This is a genomic window from Pseudomonas germanica (assembly GCF_019614655.1).
GTDB classification, from domain to species: Bacteria; Pseudomonadota; Gammaproteobacteria; order Pseudomonadales; family Pseudomonadaceae; genus Aquipseudomonas; species Aquipseudomonas neuropathica.
The window spans coordinates 3,588,197-3,605,173 of sequence record NZ_CP071586.1 but is presented as its reverse complement, the minus strand read 5'-3'; the positions used below and the strand labels follow the sequence as shown (position 1 = coordinate 3,605,173).

13 protein-coding genes are annotated in these 16,977 nt (G+C 60.0%); 4 read left to right on the top strand and 9 right to left on the bottom strand.

Features of this window, described 5'->3' with window-relative positions; translation table 11 throughout:
* Positions 1–4: 4 nt before the first annotated feature.
* From J0G10_RS16095 to J0G10_RS16080, 4 genes are all read right to left on the bottom strand, one after another.
* Entirely contained in the window at positions 5–1,357 is a 1,353-nt protein-coding gene (locus J0G10_RS16095; protein WP_095049016.1) for a c-type cytochrome, read from the bottom strand.
* 17 nt (positions 1,358–1,374) lie between these two features.
* Positions 1,375–3,627, bottom strand: a complete 2,253-nt coding sequence (locus tag J0G10_RS16090) for a xanthine dehydrogenase family protein molybdopterin-binding subunit (protein ID WP_220556212.1) — start codon at positions 3,625–3,627, stop codon at positions 1,375–1,377.
* The gene (locus J0G10_RS16085; protein ID WP_007955170.1) at positions 3,627–4,082 is read right to left on the bottom strand and encodes a (2Fe-2S)-binding protein; all 456 of its coding nucleotides are present in this window, start codon (positions 4,080–4,082) and stop codon (positions 3,627–3,629) included. Before J0G10_RS16085 ends, J0G10_RS16090 begins: the two co-directional genes overlap by 1 nt.
* A 77-nt stretch (positions 4,083–4,159) precedes the next feature.
* A complete protein-coding gene (locus tag J0G10_RS16080; RefSeq protein WP_095049014.1) occupies positions 4,160–5,092 on the bottom strand; it encodes an AraC family transcriptional regulator in 933 nt (310 codons plus the stop codon).
* Positions 5,093–5,321: 229 nt separating this feature from the next.
* On the opposite strand from J0G10_RS16080, the gene J0G10_RS16075 reads away from it, so the two are divergent.
* Entirely contained in the window at positions 5,322–6,536 is a 1,215-nt protein-coding gene (locus J0G10_RS16075; RefSeq protein ID WP_220558869.1) for an MFS transporter, read from the top strand.
* A gap of 171 nt (positions 6,537–6,707) precedes the next feature.
* Here J0G10_RS16075 and J0G10_RS16070 read toward each other — a convergent pair whose 3' ends face one another.
* The 4 genes from J0G10_RS16070 to J0G10_RS16055 form a co-directional block, all read right to left on the bottom strand.
* Positions 6,708–9,098 carry a TonB-dependent siderophore receptor gene (locus J0G10_RS16070; protein WP_220556211.1) on the bottom strand — a complete coding sequence of 797 codons (2,391 nt, stop codon included), beginning with the start codon at positions 9,096–9,098 and terminating at the stop codon, positions 6,708–6,710.
* A 111-nt stretch (positions 9,099–9,209) separates the two neighbouring features.
* The gene (locus J0G10_RS16065; protein WP_220556210.1) at positions 9,210–10,190 is read right to left on the bottom strand and encodes a FecR domain-containing protein; all 981 of its coding nucleotides are present in this window, start codon (positions 10,188–10,190) and stop codon (positions 9,210–9,212) included.
* A complete protein-coding gene (locus tag J0G10_RS16060; RefSeq protein ID WP_102899737.1) occupies positions 10,177–10,692 on the bottom strand; it encodes a sigma-70 family RNA polymerase sigma factor in 516 nt (171 codons plus the stop codon). Before J0G10_RS16060 ends, J0G10_RS16065 begins: the two co-directional genes overlap by 14 nt.
* A gap of 210 nt (positions 10,693–10,902) precedes the next feature.
* Positions 10,903–11,364, bottom strand: coding sequence for a hypothetical protein (locus J0G10_RS16055; RefSeq protein ID WP_220556209.1), 462 nt, complete (start codon positions 11,362–11,364; stop codon positions 10,903–10,905).
* A 328-nt stretch (positions 11,365–11,692) separates the two neighbouring features.
* Between J0G10_RS16055 and J0G10_RS16050 the strand changes: the two genes are divergently transcribed.
* The 3 genes from J0G10_RS16050 (at position 11,693) to J0G10_RS16040 (ending at position 15,689) form a co-directional block, all read left to right on the top strand.
* Entirely contained in the window at positions 11,693–13,030 is a 1,338-nt protein-coding gene (locus J0G10_RS16050; protein ID WP_220556208.1) for an MFS transporter, read from the top strand.
* 24 nt (positions 13,031–13,054) lie between these two features.
* Positions 13,055–14,317 (top strand): gallate dioxygenase, encoded by a 1,263-nt coding sequence (locus J0G10_RS16045; protein WP_102899740.1) that lies wholly within the window; start codon positions 13,055–13,057, stop codon positions 14,315–14,317.
* Between the two features lie 124 nt (positions 14,318–14,441).
* On the top strand, positions 14,442–15,689 hold the full coding sequence (locus J0G10_RS16040; RefSeq protein WP_220556207.1) for an OprD family porin: 1,248 nt from the start codon (positions 14,442–14,444) through the stop codon (positions 15,687–15,689).
* Here the strand turns inward: J0G10_RS16040 and J0G10_RS16035 are convergent.
* Positions 15,664–16,899 (bottom strand): LysR family transcriptional regulator, encoded by a 1,236-nt coding sequence (locus J0G10_RS16035; protein ID WP_220556206.1) that lies wholly within the window; start codon positions 16,897–16,899, stop codon positions 15,664–15,666. The genes J0G10_RS16040 and J0G10_RS16035 overlap by 26 nt on opposite strands.
* Between the last annotated feature and the right edge of the window lie 78 nt (positions 16,900–16,977).

Genomic DNA, 16,977 nt, shown 5'->3' with positions numbered 1-16,977 from the left:
CCTCTTAGCGCATCTGCAGAATGATCGGGCTGCTGCTGGCCGGATCGGTGTGTTCACGCAGTTTGCCCACCGTCTGCGCATCAACCGCAGTGCTTTGGTTGCCCCAGGTGCTGCGCATGAAGGTCAGCACTTCGGCGATCTGCTGATCCGACAGCTGTTCACGGAAGGCCGGCATGCGATAGGCATCCGGCACGCCAGCCGCGACGACACGCTGCGAGCCATTGAGGGTGATGTTGATCGCCGAGGCGCTTTCCTTGGCCAGTGCAGAAGTCGCGCCGGCCAGCGGCGGCATCCATTCGGACTGGCCCTTGCCGTCCAGACCATGGCAGGAAGCACAGCGCGTCACGTAGGTATGAGCACCGGGCGAGTCGAGACGCTCCGCCGCCGAAACGGCTTGATACTGCCAAGGCTCGCCATCGCGCTGGCGGTCGCCAGGCAAGGACTTCAGGTAGTGGGCAATCGCGGTCAGATCGTCATCGGTCATGAACTGCGTGGAGTTGTTGAATGCTTCGGTCATCGAGCCGTAGACCACCGCATGTTTGTTGCGACCGGTCTTGAGGAACTGGACGATCTCCGGTTCGCTCCAGCGGCCCAGCCCGGTGTTGTGATCATCACGCAGGCTCGGTGCGTACCAGCCATCGAGCAAAGCGCCAGCGAGGTATGGCTTACCGGCCTCATCCAGTGCCTTTTCGTTGAACGCCAAACCGCGCGGCGTGTGGCAACTACCGCAATGCCCGGCGCCTTGAACGAGGTAAGCGCCACGGTTCCACTGTTCATCCTGCGAAGGTTTCGCCGCATAAGGCTCGGCGTCGACAAACACGCCATTCCACAGCGCAATCGGCCAGCGCAGGTTCAGTGGAAACGGAATCGCACTGGGGATGTTCGCCTGTTTCACCGGCGCCACGCCTTTCATGAAGAACGCATACAGCGCACGCACATCGTCATCACTGAGCTTGGCGTAGGACGGGTAGGGCATCGCCGGGTACAGACGGCGACTGTCGGGCGCCACGCCGTGGCGCACCGCTCGGTCGAAGTCCGCCAGGCTGTAGTGGCCGATGCCGGTTTCCGTGTCCGGGGTGATATTGGTCGCATGGATTGAGCCCAGCGGTGTGGCCATTTCCAGGCCGCCAGCGAATGGCGCGCCCCCTGGCACGCTGTGGCAGGCCACGCAATCGCTGAGTCGGGCGACGTATTCGCCACGGGCGACCAGTGCCGGATCGATGTCAGCAACGGCGATCTGATGGGTTTCAAGGCGCGAGACAGGCTCGCGAGTGACATACCAGGCCAGCAGGCCTGCCGCGACCAGGCACGGCACTGCCAGCCAGCCAGCGGTTCTTGCGAATCGGCTGTTATTCATGGACGCTCCGGCGCTGATCAAGTGAAGGTGTGTCGGCTCATGGGCAGGCTGCGCACCCGCTGACCGGTTAGCCTTGCCACCGCGTTAGCGACGGCGGGCGCGACCGCAGGCAGCGGCGGTTCACCGATGCCACCCATTTTTTCGCCACTCTCGACCACACGCACATGGACCCGAGCCATCCGCGCAGGCGGCAGGATCGGATACAAGTCGTAGTTGCGCGCCCGGGGTTTGCCATCAATCCACACGGCTTCTTCCACCAGGGTTTGCGACAGCCCCAGCGCCACGGCGCCATTGACCTGCGCTTCGACAATCGCCGGGTTGACGATGCTGCCCGGGTCAATCGCTTGCCAGATATCGTGCACCTTGACTTGGCCGTTCTCGATGGACACCTCGGCGATCACCGCCGTCTCTGTACCGAACGGTGAAGCCATGGCCACGCCGCGCGCACGTTTACTGCCATCCTCGGCGGTAAACGGCCCGCGCTTCCAGCCACCGGACAGTTCACCCACTGCTTGCAGCAGAGTGGTCAGGCGTTTGTTGTCGCGTAACAGATGCAGGCGCAAATCGAACGGGTCTTTGCCGCCCTTGTCGGCCAGTTCGTCGAGGAACGATTCATAGAAGAAGTCGTTGAGCGAATTGCCCACCGAACGCCAGTAACCGAGCATGGCCGGGCCTTTGACGTAGATCTGCGCGATGCGCTTGTTAGGGATCGCGTAAGACTTGCCGGACAAGCCTTCAAGTGCCGTCGGATCGAGCTTCTCACCCTGCTTGCCGGCGAGGGCTTCGGTCGGGCCTTCGGTGGCACTGATCGCTTCGATTGCCAGCGGCCAGCCGTCGCTGTCCAGTGCGGCACGGAAATTCACTGCGGCAACGGGACGAAGCACGTCACGCAGGAACTCTTCTTCGCGACTCCAGATCAGTTTGACCGGGCGGCCAACCGCTTGCGCCAGCGCGATCGCCTGCGGATAGGGACTGGCCGAATCGTAGAGGAAATGCCGGCCAAAGAACCCGCCCAGCAGCGGCGAATGCAAGGTGATGCGCGAAATATCGAGGCCCGTGCGTTTGGCGATGTCCGCACGGAACATGTCCGGCGCCTGATTCGGCAACCAGACTTCCAGCGAACCGTCCGGGTTGAATCGCGCCAGTGCCGACGGCGGCTCCAACTGCCCGTGGTTCAGGTATTGGTTGTGGTAAGTGGCGTCGATCCGGGTCTTGGTTTCCTTGAGAATCGCCGCCACGTCGCCTTCATGTTCATCATCTTTGGCCGGGCCTTTATCTTCCGCGAGGCGCTTGAACCAGGCATCGCTGGAAAAGTCGGCGGGCATCGGCCGCACTTTGCTGTCGGCCGTTGGCTCTTGCCAGTCGACCTGGATCGCCTCGACAGCACGTTTGGCGTGCCACCAGCGCTCGGCGACTACCGCCACGGCACCCGGCAGACGATGCACGGAATGCACGCCTTTCATTGCCTTGACCTGCTCTTCGTTGCGCAAAGTGCCGACCGTCATGCCCAGGCGCGGGGCATGTTGCACGGCGGCATGGAGCATGTCGTCGACCTTCAGATCGATGCTGTACAGCGCCTTGCCGGTGGACTTGTCGTAAGCATCGAGGCGCTTCACCGGTTTGCCGATCCAGCGGAACTGGCTCGGATCACGCAGCTTCACGGAGGCCGGATCGGGAACCGGCAGATCCATCGCGCGTTCGGCCAGTTCACCGTAAGCCAGCGAGCGGCCCGACTTGGCGTGCACGACTTTGCCTGGCTCGGTGCTCAACTCGCTCACTGGTACGCCAAGTTGCTGCGCACCCGCCTGCAATAACATGGCGCGGGCAAGGGCGCCGAGGCGGCGCATCACCGGGTAACTCATGCGCACCGACATGCTGCCGCCAGTGATGCGCATGCCGTTTTCTAACACCACATAGGCTTCGCCGGGCGGCGCCGCTTCGACCAGGAAGGTCGCCGGGTCGGCATCCAGTTCTTCACCGACAATCTGCGCCATTGCCGTGAAAGTGCCTTGTCCGCCTTCCATGAACGGGCAGAGCAAACGCACGCGATTGTCCGGACGGATCTCGAGAAACGCCGGGACCTGCGTGCCGCGCTCAGCCGTCGCCGTTGCAACGGCAGCTTGCACGCGTGTCGCACCAAGCGGCAGACCGAAGCCGAGAACCAGAGCGCCGACGGCGGTACCGGTGAGAAAACGTCTGCGCGAAACATTGATCGGTTCGTGCAGATCCAATACCGAGGCTTGCTGTGAAGGGTCGATACGAACGTTCATCACGCTTCTCCCTTGCCGGCCAGTTCATGCACGGCTGCATGAATCGCGTTGTAAGTACCGCAGCGGCACAGATTGACCATCGCTGCCTCGATCTGCGCATCACTCGGTTTAGGGTTTTGTTTGAGCAGCGCAGTGGCGGCCATCACCTGCCCGGACTGGCAGTAGCCGCACTGCGCGACCTGCAGATCGACCCAGGTCGAGACCACCCGTTTGCCCACGTCATCGCTTTCGATCGCCTCAATCGTGGTGACCTCGCGACCGACGACACCCGCCACCGGTGTGACGCACGAGCGCACGACGTTGCCATCCACCAGCACCGAGCAGGCGCCGCATTGCGCCAGTCCGCAGCCGTACTTGGTCCCGGTCATGCCCAGATCATCGCGGATCACCCAGAGCAAGGGCGTATCGGCGTCGGCATCGACCTGATAGGTCTTCTGGTTGATTCGTAGTTCCATGATTCACCCGCTGATCATCGGTTGACGTGCATTGTTATGAGCGGTGACACGCGGCGAGGCGCATCCGCGTTTTTCGTTTAATTCGCGACTGTGCCGAGCGCTTCTGCCTCGAATGGCTGCCCGCGCAATAGGGCGATGTCACGACTCGGCGCGGTGCCGAACAGCCGGGCATATTCGCGGCTGAACTGCGAAGGACTTTCATAGCCGACCGCAAACGCCGCTCGCGAAACGTCCAGGCGTTCTACCAGCATCAGCCGTCGCGCTTCGTTGAGCCGCAGCCATTTCTGGTACTGCAGCGGACTCATGCCGGTGAGCTGGCGAAAATGATGGTGAAAGGTCGGCGCGCTCATCTGCACCCGCGCGGCGAGATCGTCGATGCGCAGGGCATCGGTGTAGTTGACCTTGAGCCAGTCGATGGCCTTGGCAATGCGGTAACCCTGGCCATCGACGGCCGTGATCTGCCGCAGCCGTGCGCCTTGATCGGTGTGCAGCAGCCGATAGTGGATTTCGCGCAGAATCAGCGGCGCCAGCACGGGGATCGCCTCGGGTTCATCAAGCAATGCCAGCAGGCGATCGAGTGCGCCTTCCAGGGCAGACGACAGACTGCCAATCGCGGCGCCCGTGCCCGTTGCTGGCTGCCGCTTGGCCGGCAAGCCGCTCTTGGTGATGACCTCAGCGAGCATGCTGACATCCAGCTTCAGTACGAGGCCGACACAGGGCCGCTCGGGGCTGGCAAGCATCACTTCGGAGTTGGCGGGCAGATCCAGCGAAGTCACCAGAAACCGTGAAGGGTCATAGCTGTAGCCTTCACCACCGACCCACAAACGTTTTTCGCCGCGACCGACGAGAATCAGGCTGGGTTCGATCATGCACACCACGGGCGGCGCTGGCTGGTCGCGACGAAACAGCGACAGTCCGGGTATGGCCGTGGCGAAGTCACCCGGCGCACTCACGCGCGGGTCAATGTGCAACGCCAAAGGCGATTCCTCGGGCAGAGGGGTTGGGATCATGTCGGGTCACTCCTGTTGACTGAACTCTAATCCGCGCGCGAGACGTTTCCTATCCATCACCCTGCATCGCCAGAGGATCAGGCAAGCATTCAAGAGGAATGCGCTAGGGAAGGGCCGGATTGACCGGGAGAATGTGTCTATCTGTTACAGGGGCAGTGCCCGGATGGGCGTCAAACTGCTTGCCCCTGCGCATCACACCCACAGGTTTTTCGCACCACAGGTAGTTCCCATGACGTTTCCTTCTACAGATCCTTCTAAAAGAACAGGCGGCTGGAGCGCTGTGCTGGCCATGTCGCTGGCCGCATTCGCTTTGGTCGCTTCAGAATTCATGCCCGTCAGTCTGCTGACGCCGATTGCAGCCGACCTGCATATCACCGAAGGCCAGGCCGGGCAGGGCATTTCCGTGTCCGGTGCCTTTGCCCTGATCACCAGCCTGCTGATTGCCTCGGTCGCCGCGCGCATCGAACGCAAGAAATTGCTGCTGGGCCTGACCTTGCTGATGATCGTCTCCGGTACGGTCGTTGCGGTCGCGCCGGGCTACCCGTCATTCATGTTCGGACGTGCGCTGATCGGGATCGCGATTGGTGGTTTCTGGTCATTGTCGGCGGCGACCGCAATGCGCCTGGTGAAGCGTGAACAGGTTTCGCGAGCGCTGGCCATCGTCAATGGCGGTAACGCGCTGGCCACGGTCATCGCCGCTCCGGCAGGGAGCTTTCTCGGCTCGCTGATCGGCTGGCGTGGGGCATTCTTCTGTGTGGTTCCGGTCGCAGTGCTGGCCGCCGTGTGGCTGCTGATCAGCCTGCCGTCCTTTAAGGCGGAACGCCAGGCCGGTAGCGGCAACGTCTTGCGGCTGATGAAGCAATTGCCAGTGGCCTTGGGCATGGTCGCCGTCAGCGTCTTTTTCATGGGCCAGTTCATGCTGTTCACCTATCTGCGTCCCTTTCTTGAAGGCGTGACGGGCGTCAGTGTCTCAACCTTGTCCTTGATGCTGCTGGGGTTGGGACTGGCCGGTTTTATCGGCACTTTTTTGATCGAACGGTTCATGGGCCGCGGCCTCTATCGCACGCTGACCATCATCCCGCTGATCATGGCGGCCATCGCGCTGGCGTTGGTCAGCTTCGGCAAATCACCGGTGCTGACCGCCGTGTTGCTCGGCCTCTGGGGACTGGTTGCCACGGCCGCGCCGGTCGGCTGGTGGACATGGCTGGCGCAGACGCTGCCGGATGATGCGGAAGCCGGAGGCGGCTTGCTCGTGGCCATTGTGCAACTGGCGATCGCCGGAGGCGCGATCATTGGTGGTCTGGCTTTTGACCTGAGCGGATACAAAGCCACATTCGAGCTCAGTGCTGCGGTGTTGGTTGTCGCGTCAGTGCTGGCCTGGGTGGCGGGGCGCAATGCCACGGAGGTTCATCTTGTCGAGGCGAATGCGCCGGCGGGAGCTTGATGCCCATCTGAAATTGGGCGAGTGTAGAACGTCAGTTTTCAGCATATGTACTGGCGCAGCTCGTTGACCCAATAAAGCCAGACTTGACCGAGTCTTCGATCGCTAGAATTGACGGTGCCCGCGGTTAAGCGGGCACTGCTTTCTATATGGGAAAAAGGCCTACACGCCTGCTTACCACTTGTAACTCACTTTGGCGGTAATCTCGCGACCCGGGTTGTAGAAGTTCGCCGTGCCGGAACCGACCACGTGCTGCTCATCGAACAGGTTGCTGAGGTTCACCGCAAGGTCGGTGCCTTTGGCGATCTTGTAGTTGAAGGCGGCGTCGAACAGCGTGGTGCCATCGCTTTTGTCGGAGTTGGCGGCATCGAAGTAATAAGAACCGACGTAGCGCGCCCCCAAGCCAACGCTGACATCAGTCGCGGGCACGTCGTAATAGCTCCAGAGCGAAGCGGAATGCTTGGGTGCCGTGGAGAACTCATTACCCTTCAGCGAACTGCCGTCGTATAACGAACCGCGCAGTACTTCGGACTCCATATAGGAATAACCACCGATCAGGCTGAGGTTCTGCGTCACCTGCGCTTTCGCCTCCAGGTCGAGGCCACGCGCCCGCGACTCGCCCACGGTCTGTTGCTCAATGATGCCGCTCGGCAGCACCACAGCGATGGTGACGTTTTCCTGGGTCAGGTCATAAACGGCTGCGGAGAACAGTGCGTCCATCCCCATCGGCGCATACTTCACGCCCACTTCGTACTGCCGGCCCGTCTGCGGGGTGACGCCAACCTGCGGCGGCGAGACCGATTCCACCATGCTGATATAAGTGGACACCTCGTCGTTGACGATATAGGTCAACGCACCTCGGTAGGAGGTTTCGGAGAAAGTGTCTTTCTCTGTGGATTGCAAACCTTTGCTGGTCAGGTCCATCGAGTCGTTGCGCACACCGCCGGTGACGATGAAACGCTCGTAGAACGACAGGTTCTGCTGAAGGAATACGGCCTTGGTGGTCGCGTCTCGCTTGTTGACGGCATATGGCGCGATTGAGCGTGAGACGCCAGTAAACACGGGGTTGGCAATGTCAATCGAGGTCGTCGGGGCGTAGACCGAGCTTTCCTTGGTGGTCGAATCAAGGTACTCCACACCCACCAGGCTGCTGCTGTCGATGTTCTCGAAGCGGGCATCGTATTGCAGCATCAGATTGCCGTTGAACTGGTCGGCTTCGGTGTCCGTTCCAAACTGATAGCGGTCAACGGTGGTACCGACACGTGCGGCGCTGTCGCTGAGGTAAACGTAGCCAAAATCATCGGTCAACTTGCTGTAACGCAGATTGCTGCGCAGTACGAAGCCGTTGTCGAAGTCATGGGTGACGTTACCGCTGAGACTGGTGCGCTCGACATCGTGAAAGTTGTAGCTGGGCTCGCCATAAAACTTGCTGCGGTCGTATTCCTTGTCCAGCGGATAACCGCCACTGTTGGGCGAACTTTCGGTTTTCAGGTAGTCCAGAATCATCGTCGCCGACGTGTAATCCGTCGGTGCCCAGGTCAGGCCACCCATAAACAACTGGTTATCGTCCTGCGAGTGATCGTACTCGCGGTCGCTGTTTTGGCCTTTGGCAGTAAATCGGCCGGCCAAGGTTTTCTCGTCGTTCAGTGCATCCCCCACGTCGATACCTGTCTCGACATGATCAAACGATCCGTAGGTCACATAGCCTTGGCCAAACTGCTCGAAGCGCGGCTGTTTGCTCACGAAGTTTACCGAGCCCCCAGGGTCCGCCGGGCCAAACAGGGTGGAGTTGGCGCCGCGCAGAATCTCGATGCGCTCATAAGCGAATGGATCTTCGCGTACGCCGCGCATCGAACTCAGGGTCAAGCCGTCACGGTAAGTGGTGGCCTGGAAGCCGCGGATCTGGAAATAGTCATTGCGGTCATCCGTACCGTAGAAGTCAGTGATCACGCCGGGCGTGTATTGCAGCGCCTCTTCCGTGGTGCTGACGCTGCGTTGCTCCATTTCCTTGTTGGTAACAACTGATACCGATGCCGGTGTGTTGAGAATGCTGGTTGCCACTTTTCCGCCAACCCAGAGTTCCTTGGCGACCACCGAGTTGGCGTCGTCGTCGGCACTGACCCTGACCTTGGCATTGATGATGAGGGGGGCAAGGCGGTAGTCCTCTACATCCGTTGCGTCGAGTTCCAGCGGGCCGGCGGTCTTGGCTTGAGGGATCAGCAAGTAAGCATTCGGGCCTTGCTGTTCGATCTGCAATTGGCTCCCCTGCAGCAACGATGACAGCGCTGCCGACGTATCGAGCGAGCCATTCACGCCGGCAGTGGTGCGGTTCGCAACACTCGACGCGTCGAAGGAAAGACTGATGCCGGCCTCGCGCGCAAAGCGATCAAGCGCCGGCGCCAGTGGGCCGGCAGCGATGTTCCATTGCTTGACTTGATTGCTGTGGTCAGCGCTCGACGTTTGCGCCAGTGATGGCAATGCGTAGCTGCTGACGATCAAACCCAGCATCGCACCCTGCAAGGCACGATTTAATGGATGGCGCTGTGAAACCGGGGACGAACTCATTTTCTCGCTCCAAGAAAGGACATCGACAGACTGGCCTGTATTCCGGCCTTCCTTAGAGGTCGAACGATAATGAGAAACCACCTCATTATTTTTTAGGTGGTTTTGATGGGCTCAGGTCGCAGCGGTCACGGTTACCCAGTAACGGGTTCGGTAATCAATGTGCAAGCGCAGTGACTGCGCGATCAGTGCCAGAACCTGATCGTTGTCGCCGAGCTGGAAGGTGCCGGAAACGCGGCGATCCGCGACCTCTTCGGCGCAGCGCAATACCCCGGGGCGATAGCGCGACAACTCCACGATGAAATCCTTGAGGCGCATATGGCGCGCACTGATCACTCCGTCACCCCAGCTCCACAAATCGAGGCCGTTGTCGCTGAACGTTCGGGCGCTGCTTGAGGTAAACAGCAGTTGATTGCCTGCCTGAACGCTGCGGCTTGCAGGACTTTGACTGGCGCCGGGGAACACTGTGACTGATCCTTCCTGAGCCGCGACCAGCGTGCCTTCGTCCAGCTCGCGTGCCAGAAAGCGCGAACTGTGAGCGCGCATGATCCCGTCACGTGATTGCACCCAGAACGGTCGCGCTTGCGGCGAGTGTTGATCGGCGCCGACATTCACGATGATTTCACCCCGTCGCAGGATGATCAGGCGTCGCTGGGCGTCGAAATCGCTGTCGACGGCGCTATCGCTATTGAGCTGGATAAGGCTGCCATCATCGAGTTGGAAGCGTCGTTGCTCGCCGGTGCTGCTGCGCTGCTGCGCAAGCATGGCGGGTACGGGTGTGTAGTCCTGGCCGAGCCAGGCTGCCGTGCCAACGGTGGCCAATATGCCCAGTAGCTTCAGGCTGTCCCGCCGCCGCATTCCCTGATGGCTGCCATCAAGGGTTTGTCGCGCCAGTTGAGCGGGTACGCCGGCAAATTCATCCCCAAGCGTTTCCACACGCTGCCACGCCAACACATGCTCTGGGCGCTGCTGCAGCCAGTGCTCAAAAGAGTGCTGTGTTTGTTCATCGGCTTGATTGAAGCGCAGGCGCACCAGCCATTGGATCGCCTGCTCAACAATGGCCGGATCGAGCGCCTGCGGCTCAGGCCTCGACATAACGCAAGCGATAGCAGTGTTGCAGGGCCGTGGCCAGGTCGCGCTCAATCGTCGCCCGGGAAACACCGAGCTTTTCGGCTATTTGCGCGCATGTCAGACCGTCGAGTCGGGCGAATAAAAACGCCTGACGAACCCTTGGTTTAAGCATGCTGAGCATGCGGTCTATGCGCTCCAGCGCATCAAGAATCAGCAGCCGGCTTTCTTCCGAGGGAACCTCGTGTTGAGGCAGCAACGTGACGCTTTCCAGGTAGGCACGTTCGAGTTCGCGACGACGATACTGATCAATCATCAGTCCGCGGGCGATACTGCTCAAATAGGCACGTGGTTCGCGCAAGGGGCTGGTCTGACGGGATTTGAGCAGACGTACGAAGGTGTCCTGCGCCAAATCTGCTGCGTTATCGCGACATCCAATGCGTCGGATCAGCCAGCCGTGTAACCACGAGTGGTGGGTGCGATAGAGCAGCCCTAGATCTGCAGTACCTAGCGTTTCATCGCTGCGCATCGAATCCCCGGAAAGTACATGATTGATAATTAATCGCATTCTACTCAGGCGACAGGCCTTAGGCAAATACGAGGCGTTCAGCGTTCGCATTGGCGCGAATGGCGTCAGCTTGTAGGGGCTACGAGTGGAAAAAAGCGTCCAGCGTCTGGACGATTTGAACGCTAACCACCGGGCACTTTTTCGTACAGACCCTGGCCAGTAGAAGGCTGCTCAGTGCGCCAATGACGGTTGGGTAGCGACCGAGACAGTGAAGACCACGACAAACAGCACGACGACTCCCCAGAAAATCACCATGACTGTCAGCATGACGACCTTAAGGCCTTGATAAAGCCTGCGCAGCCAATGGCCTTCGGGGTTTGCTTCAGAGCGAGTTCTTAGTACGCCTTTCAAATAGAAGCCGAGGAGCGCCAATAGCGCGCCATCGATTGCCAGTGCAGGCAGACCGGCTACGGGGAAAATGCTTTCCCACCGATAGAAAGAAGACCGGCTCAGAAAGACCACATAACAAGTCAGACTGCCGTAGGGCAGTGCTCTCCACCATTTGCCGGCCAGCGCGCCGACAATCAGGCACATGATCACCATGAACGGGCTGAGGAGAATATGGAGCATCCAGTCCAGTACGTTGGGCAAGTAGTCCGGGGAGTGGATGCTGCGCCAGAGGTATTCCAACATTGTTCGGGCTCCTGCCGTCCATGAAGTAAGTGCTGCTGCGGTGCTTCCGTGCTGCAGCACGGTATCGGCGTGTTTTTGGGTTACATAAGGGCTGTTGGCATTTTGTCATCCTCTAGCGGCCGCTCGCGCCACGGTCATCAACCCTCGCTCTGCCAAGCTCAGCTTATCTCTGTTGATCCCCCGATAAGAAAAACCGATACCTGCTTAAGGATTTCCCAGAGGCGGGCGGTATACCTGCGGCTTTACAGTCACCGTCATCGTTCAGCGTGGACGGTCTACTTACAGGCCTTGTCCGTCGGGACTTCTACAAAAATAAGAAGGTGACAGCATGAGTAGTGAAACGGTCGATATCAAAGCGTGGATCGACAACCGAAAAGTGGTGCCGTACCAGTGGCTGATTATGGGTTTATGTTTTTTCATAGTGCTTTTCGATGGCTTCGACGTCGCGGTGATGGGGTTTATTGCCCCCTCGCTGATTCAAGAGTGGGGGCTTTCGAAAGCGGCGTTTGGCCCGGTGATGAGCGCGGGCATGGTTGGGCTGGCGATCGGCGCGCTGACCGCTGGCCCTTACGCCGACCGAATCGGCCGCAAAAAGGTGCTACTGACGGCAGTGACTGGCTTCAGTGTGCTGAGCTTGGCATGCGCCTTTGCACGTAATCCCTACGAGCTGGCTGCCTTGCGTCTGCTGACCGGTGTGGCGCTGGGCGCAGCGTTGCCCAACACCACCACACTGCTGTCCGAGTATTTGCCGGAACGCAATCGGTCACTGTTCATCACGATCATGTTCACCGGGTTCAACATGGGGTCGGGGCTGGGCGGATTTCTCGCCGCGTGGTTGATTCCCCATCACGGCTGGCAGTCGGTGTTGCTCGCCGGCGGGATTCTGCCGATGTTGCTGCTGCCCTTGATGTGGCTGTTGCTGCCTGAGTCGGCGCGTTTTCTCGCCGCACGCAACGCGCCCGTCAGCCAGATCGCCAAGGTGCTGAACAAGCTGGGCGGCACGTTTAGCGCAACGACGAAATTTGTCATCGCCGAACCGCAGGCTCAGCAAAAAGCACCGCTGCGCTTGTTGTTCACCGAAAGCTATCGCTTCGGCACGCTCGCTTTGTGGGCGACTTACTTCATGGGGTTGCTGGTGATCTACCTGACCATGGGCTGGATGCCGACCCTGCTGCGTGAAGGTGGACTGTCCATCGAACGCGCCGCGACCATCACCGGCCTGTTCCAGATTGGCGGTACCGTCGGCGCCATCGCAGTTGGCTGGGCGATGGACCGGCGCAATCCGAACGCGGTAATTGCCACGTCCTACGCACTGGGTGGCGCTTTCATTCTGCTGCTGGGCGCCTTCAGCCTTGAATCCAGTCTGCTGGCGTTCGGCGTGGTGGCGGCAGGTTTCTGCATGAGTGGGGCGCAAACCGGCCTCAATGCTTTCGCGCCGGGGTACTACCCGACAGATTGCCGCGCCACGGGCGTCAGCTGGATGCTGGGTATCGGCCGCTTCGGGGCTATCTTTGGTTCACTCATCGGTGGCGCGGTGCTCAGCCTCGGGCTGGGGTTGCCGCTGCTGTTTGCCCTGTTGAGCGTGCCTGCCTTTATCGCTGCACTGGCGATCATGGCCAACGGTCATGCACGGCGCCGAGTCAATCGGGCCTTGCTGACGCATTAATCTTTTTCGACAAAGGAACTCGTTATGGCACGCATCATTGGTGGCCTTGCTGTATCTCACACCCCGACCATCGGCTTTGCGGTTGATCACGACAAGCAGCATGAGGCCGCCTGGGCGCCGATCTTCCGTGGCTTCGAGCCGATCAAGGTGTGGCTGAAGGAGCAGCAGCCGGATGTGCTGTTCTATATCTTCAATGACCACGTGACGTCGTTTTTCTTTGATCACTATGGTGCATTTTCCCTCGGTGTCGATGAGCGTTACGAAGTCGCCGATGAGGGCGGTAATCCACGCGAGTTGCCGGGGATCGCTGGCCATGCGGCGCTGTCGCGGCACATCGGCGAGAGCCTGGTAGCGGATGAGTTCGACATGAGTTTCTTCCGTGACAAGCCGCTCGATCATGGCTTCTTCTCGCCGATGTCGGCACTGTTGCCGTGCGAGCCGGACTGGCCGGTGGAGATCGTGCCGCTGCAGGTTGGCGTGTTGCAGTTCCCGGTGCCGAGTGCGCGGCGCTGCTACAAGTTGGGCCAGGCGCTGCGCCGGGCGATCGAAAGCTACCCCGAGGACTTGAAAGTGGCCATCGTCGCGACCGGCGGCGTTTCCCACCAGGTGCACGGCGAACGCTGTGGTTTCAACAACCCGGAGTGGGACCAGCAGTTCATTGATCTGTTGGTCAACGATCCCGAGCGCCTGACCGAAATGACCCACGCCGAGTACGCCGCGCTGGGGGGCATGGAAGGTTCGGAAGTGATCACCTGGCTGATCATGCGCGGCGCGCTGTCTGCCACGGTGAAAAACCTGCACCAGGATTACTACCTGCCGTCGATGACCGGCATTGCCACACTGTTGCTGGAAAATCAGGACAGGCCCGTTCCCGTCGACGTCATCGCGCGGCACTTGCAGCACATGCAGCATCAGTTGGCGGGTATCGAGAAGCTCGAAGGCACCTATCCGTTCACCCTGGAACGCAGCGCCAAGGGCTATCGGTTGAACAAGTTTTTGCATCGCATGATCGAGCCGCACTGGCGTCAGCGTTTCCTTGACCAACCCGAGGCGCTGTTCGATGAAGCAGGACTGAGTGATGAAGAGCGGGATCTGCTGCGCCGCCGCGACTGGCGCGGATTGATTCACTACGGGGCGATTTTTTTCGTGCTGGAAAAACTCGCTGCCGTGGTCGGGGTGCCGAATCTGCAGATCTACGCGGCAATGCGCGGACAAAGCCTTGAGGAATTCATGAAAACCCGTAATCAGCAGGTGCTCTATTCGGTAGCGGGCAAGGCCCCGCGCTAACGTCACGGCGTCATCGGCGGCTCGTTCCGGGCCGCTTCGCAACACCCTTGAATGACTTCACTGCGCCCGGTTCATGCGGGCGTAGCGGACTGCTTCATCCCAAAAAAAATGGATAACAATAACAATGAAAATCACCGCCAATACTCGCGTAGTCTTCACGCTGTCCGCCGTTTGTGTTCTGCCTGTCGAGGCCAGCGCCGCAGGCTTTGTGGAAGACGCCAGCGCCAATCTCAACCTGCGCAACTTCTACATCAATCGCAACTTCACCAACCCGGCCAATGCGCAGGGCAAAGCCGAGGAGTGGACGCAGAATTTCATTCTCGATTTCCGCTCGGGATTCACCCAAGGCACCGTCGGCTTCGGTGTGGATGTGCTGGGCCTGTATTCGCTGAAGCTTGACGGTGGGCAAGGCACGGGTGGTACGCAATTACTGCCGCTGGACAGTGATGGCCGACCTGCCGATCAATTTGGTCGCCTGGCTGTCGCCGGGAAAATGAAAGTCGGCAAGACCGAAATCAAGCTCGGCGAGTGGATGCCGGTGTTGCCGATATTGCGTTCCGACGACGGTCGCTCGTTGCCACAAACCTTTCGTGGCGGGCAGGTCACTTCTCAGGATATCGCCGGGTTGACCTTGTATGGCGGTCAGTTCCGGCAGAACAGTCCGCGCAACGATTCAAGCATGGAAGACATGTTCATGCAGGGCAAAACCGCGTTTACCTCTGACCGTTTCAACTTCGTCGGCGGCGAATACGCGTTCAACGAAAAACGCACGATGATCGGCGTGTGGAATGCTCAGCTAAAGGACATCTACCAGCAACAATATCTGCAATTGGTTCATAGCCAACCACTGGGTGACTGGACGCTGGGCGCCAATCTTGGCTACTTCTGGGGGCGCGAGGATGGCAGTGCCCGCGCAGGCGATCTGGACAACCGTACGTTCTCGGCATTGCTGTCGGCACGCTACGGCGGCAACACGTTTTACCTCGGTTTGCAAAAGCTCAGCGGCGACGATGCCTGGATGAGAGTCAACGGCACCAGCGGCGGAACGCTGGCCAACGACAGCTACAACAACAGTTACGACAATGCGCGGGAGAAATCCTGGCAACTGCGCCATGACTACAACTTCGCCGTCCTTGGCGTGCCCGGTCTGACCCTGATGAACCGTTACATCAGCGGCGACGATGTGCATAGCGGGGCCGTCACCGACGGCAAGGAATGGGGGCGCGAATCCGAGTTGGGCTACACGCTGCAAAGCGGTGCGTTCAAGAACCTCAACCTGCGCTGGCGCAACTCGAGCATTCGCCGGGATTACAGCAGCAATGAGTTCGACGAGAATCGCTTGATCATCAGCTATCCGTTGAGCCTGCTTTAACCGCTTCATTGGCCTGAGTTCGGATCACCCGGCGGATCATTTCCATCAACGCCTGCGCCACCGGTGAGTGCAGGCAGCCGCTGCGGTAGGTCAGGCCAATGGCTCTGGCAGTCTGTTTCAATTCCAGCGGCAAAATGCACAACTCGCCGGACGCGATCTCCTGTTCCAGTTGATGGGCTGAAACGGCTGCGAGCATGTCCGAGCGTAACAACAGTCCGCGAATGATCGCCATGTCGGCGCTTTCCACCACCGGGGAAGGCGCCGGAATGCCGAAACCGGCGAAGCATTCCTCGAGCATCGTCCGCGCCGGTGAGCCGGCGCGAGGCAATACCCAGCGCGCGTTGCCCAGATGATTCTGCAAATCGCCGTTGCCGCAGAGCGGATGATCACGCCGCGCAAGCACGACCATTTCTTCCGTCAGCAGTGACTCGCCGACCAGGTCGCTGGCATAGGTCGATGAACGCAGCGCACCCAAAATGAAATCCACATCGCCGGCACGCAACTCGGTCGCCAGCAGGTCGAAGGGACTTTCATTGGTGATCACTTGAATGCCGGGATGCTCTGCCATCAGGCGCACGATGGCCTCGGGCAGGATACGCGTGCGGCCGAGGGGCAGGGCACCGACGTGTACAACACCGTGCAAGGCGCCGTGAAGGGCGGTGATGTCGGTGTCGATATGGCGCAACTCGTTCAGCGCACGGCGGATTGCAAACAGGATGTCATGACTGGCGCGGGTCGGCTGCAAGCCGCGTGGCGTGCGCTCGAACAGCGATTGGCCGCAGCCGTTTTCCAGCACTTTCAGCGTCGAACTGACGGCCGGTTGGCTCAGGCCCAGCAGACTGGCCACGGTCTGCATATGGTGGGTTTCACAGAGTTTGATGAACACTTGCAGGCGTCGCGCCTGGAACAGATAAAGCGGTTCAATCGCGGCTTTTTCACCTAGGCCGAGCAATGTCGGCACGCTCCCAAGCTCCGCCAGCACCCGTCGCGCTCGGGGCAGCAAACGCTCTCCGAAATTGGTCAGGCGCATACCGTTGGCGTGGCGCTCGAACAGCGTCACGCCCAGGCGGGCTTCAAATTCCGATATGGAGCGGGTGACCACTGATTGCGCTCGGTACAGCGCGACTGATGCCTTGGAGACGCTGCCGTGATCAGCTACGCGGACGAAGGCACGCACGTGCATCAGATTTGGCAGTTCGGGGTTTTCCATCGGGCGAGGACTCTGCGGATCGGCGGTTCAGGCGACTATGCCGCCGGCATGTTTGAGTGGCAATAAAAAAAACGCATA

Coding starts and splice junctions, on each gene's coding strand:
- J0G10_RS16060 (WP_102899737.1), bottom strand. CDS start 10,692: ATGCGCAGCGATGAAACGCTAGGTACTGCAGATCTAGGGCTGCTCTAT.
- J0G10_RS16035 (WP_220556206.1), bottom strand. CDS start 16,899: ATGGAAAACCCCGAACTGCCAAATCTGATGCACGTGCGTGCCTTCGTC.
- J0G10_RS16040 (WP_220556207.1), top strand. CDS start 14,442: ATGAAAATCACCGCCAATACTCGCGTAGTCTTCACGCTGTCCGCCGTT.
- J0G10_RS16045 (WP_102899740.1), top strand. CDS start 13,055: ATGGCACGCATCATTGGTGGCCTTGCTGTATCTCACACCCCGACCATC.
- J0G10_RS16055 (WP_220556209.1), bottom strand. CDS start 11,364: ATGTTGGAATACCTCTGGCGCAGCATCCACTCCCCGGACTACTTGCCC.
- J0G10_RS16085 (WP_007955170.1), bottom strand. CDS start 4,082: ATGGAACTACGAATCAACCAGAAGACCTATCAGGTCGATGCCGACGCC.
- J0G10_RS16080 (WP_095049014.1), bottom strand. CDS start 5,092: ATGATCCCAACCCCTCTGCCCGAGGAATCGCCTTTGGCGTTGCACATT.
- J0G10_RS16065 (WP_220556210.1), bottom strand. CDS start 10,190: ATGTCGAGGCCTGAGCCGCAGGCGCTCGATCCGGCCATTGTTGAGCAG.
- J0G10_RS16070 (WP_220556211.1), bottom strand. CDS start 9,098: ATGAGTTCGTCCCCGGTTTCACAGCGCCATCCATTAAATCGTGCCTTG.
- J0G10_RS16075 (WP_220558869.1), top strand. CDS start 5,322: ATGACGTTTCCTTCTACAGATCCTTCTAAAAGAACAGGCGGCTGGAGC.
- J0G10_RS16090 (WP_220556212.1), bottom strand. CDS start 3,627: ATGAACGTTCGTATCGACCCTTCACAGCAAGCCTCGGTATTGGATCTG.
- J0G10_RS16095 (WP_095049016.1), bottom strand. CDS start 1,357: ATGAATAACAGCCGATTCGCAAGAACCGCTGGCTGGCTGGCAGTGCCG.
- J0G10_RS16050 (WP_220556208.1), top strand. CDS start 11,693: ATGAGTAGTGAAACGGTCGATATCAAAGCGTGGATCGACAACCGAAAA.